Source organism: Actinomycetota bacterium, from assembly GCA_040905475.1.
Lineage (GTDB): Bacteria > Actinomycetota > AC-67 > AC-67 > AC-67 > DATFGK01.
The window spans coordinates 1-1,469 of sequence record JBBDRM010000036.1; the positions used below are offsets into that span (position 1 = coordinate 1).

Below are 1,469 nucleotides of genomic sequence, written 5' to 3' on the forward strand. Positions count from 1 at the left end.
CGAGCAGGGAGGGGGTATGCGGCTCTCATCTGACCTGCGAGGCGTCGCGCAGCAAGCCAGCGCGCAACAAGCGCGGCGCTGCTCGCACACATGGCATACCGAGGTCTGGGAGCGCCCGTTCACGCGCCGCCAGGCCGTCGCGACGGGTGCGGCAGCGCTCGGCGTGCTGACGCTTCCACGCTTCGCGCTCGGCGCTCCGCCGTCTGCGGGGCCGAATCCGATTCCGCAGGTGCTCGACCCGACGGTTCCGATCCACATCCAGCTGCCGGGGTATCCGCCGTTCGGAAGTCCCGATCCGGCGACGAACGACCCGTCGACGATCACGGACTTCAACGGCCAGATCGGGCTCACGTTCGTGCGTGGCATGGGTGTGCGCACCGAGAAGGCGACGGGGGCAACGGCGACGCTCCCGTTCGAGGTCGACCTGCGCTTCATGAAGGGCGAGTTCGTGGCGAGCGACGGCCGCCGCCGGCACGCGGCGTTCGCGCTCATCTGACTCGACGTCTTCGATCGCCAGTTTGGCGATCCAGCGCAGATCCAGATTCACGACTTCAATCCGGGCATCGAGGCGAACGGCCTCTTCTGGACGGACGAGATCGAGCCCGGCAGCGTCGCCGCCCATCCCGGGAACGGATCGGCGGTCATGGACGTTCGCGATCTCGCCTCGCGCGACTACCACGACCTGGTCAACGCGATCACGGGCGGCTCGTTTCTCCCGGCCGTCGTTTCCTTCAGGGTCGAGTGGACACGTTCCGCCGACAAGCGCCACTTCCACGACGTGGAGGACGCGTTCGACGCCGACGTCGTTCTCAACTCGGCGAAGGCGTGGTGGCGGGGCGAGACCTCGGAGGCGCTGTACGTCGCCAACGACATCTCGACCTCGGCGAGCCTCTTCGCGGAGGTCGGCCACGAGCGAAACGGCGTCTACTTCCCGTCCGGCTAAGGCCCGGAGACGAATCCAGACCGGTGGCCGCAGCGCGGGCGGCCGCCGGTCTAGATGGCGAGGCCGGTGAACTGCGCCAGTGAGCGGGTCAACCGTGCAAGGTAGCCGCTCGCGAGCAGCACCCCGAAGACGATGAGGAGCGAGCCGGAGGCGACGCCGACGGCAGTAGCGTGTCTTCGCAGCGCTCCGACCAGCCCCAGCGCGCGGCTGAAGGCGAGCCCGAAGATGAGGAAGGGGACGCCGAGTCCGAATGCGTAGACGGCGAGCAGGACGGCGCCCTCGTCGGCGCTTCCCGAGCCCGCGGCGAGTGCGAGGATCGCGGCCAGCGTGGGACCGATGCAGGGCGTCCACCCGATCCCGAAGGCGAGTCCTGCGAGTGCTGCGGTCGGAACGCCCCCTGCACGGCGCGGGCTCGTGAGGTGCTTCTCGCGAAGCAGCGTCAGTGGGAGCGGCGCCCGGATGTAGACGAGGCCGGCGAAGACGATGAAGATGCCGGCGACGATCTCGAGCGTTCGCCGGTTGGCGA

At 69.0% G+C, this 1,469-nt stretch carries 3 protein-coding genes; 2 read left to right on the plus strand and 1 reads right to left on the minus strand.

Annotated features, from left to right (window positions below; all coding sequences use genetic code 11):
* Both WEB06_03455 and WEB06_03460 read left to right on the plus strand, forming a co-directional pair.
* Positions 1-496, plus strand: a 496-nt coding sequence (locus WEB06_03455; protein MEX2554670.1) for a hypothetical protein, incomplete at its 5' end; no start/stop codon positions are given.
* A gap of 147 nt (positions 497-643) precedes the next feature.
* On the plus strand, positions 644-943 hold the full coding sequence (locus tag WEB06_03460; GenBank protein MEX2554671.1) for a hypothetical protein: 300 nt from the start codon (positions 644-646) through the stop codon (positions 941-943).
* A 50-nt stretch (positions 944-993) separates the two neighbouring features.
* On the opposite strand, the gene WEB06_03465 is transcribed toward WEB06_03460, so the two are convergent.
* On the minus strand, positions 994-1,469 hold a 476-nt coding region (locus WEB06_03465), incomplete at its 5' end, for a cytochrome c biogenesis protein CcdA (GenBank protein MEX2554672.1).